Source organism: Robertmurraya sp. DFI.2.37, assembly GCF_029211245.1.
GTDB lineage: Bacteria > Bacillota > Bacilli > Bacillales > Cytobacillaceae > Robertmurraya > Robertmurraya methanolica_A.
In genome coordinates, this window is sequence record NZ_JARGEJ010000733.1 from 1 (window position 1) to 294 (window position 294).

Here is a 294-nt window from a genome sequence, read left to right on the forward strand (position 1 = left end):
GATTCGAATTTGGGTGAATCCTGCTCTTTTCAATTTTTCATGGGCTAGACGAATCACCTTATAAGTGCGATCAGGATTAATTAAATCAATCGCATTTCGCAATCCAACATGCGTTGTTAAATGGATGACCTTTAATTTGGGCGCCGAGAGCATCATGGAAAAATCCTCTGTCCCTGTTAAATCCGCGAGAATTTCTGTATGCCCTGGGTACAAATGTCCCCCTTTATGAAGCGCTTCCTTATTTAAAGGTGCAGTGCATATTTCTTGGCATCTTTGGTACTTACGGTGTGACAA

General features: G+C 41.5%; 1 protein-coding gene. It reads right to left on the reverse strand.

Annotated features, from left to right (window positions below; genetic code table 11):
* The coding region (locus PZE06_RS28415; protein WP_483314101.1) for a 4-hydroxythreonine-4-phosphate dehydrogenase PdxA at positions 1-294 on the reverse strand (294 nt) is incomplete at both ends.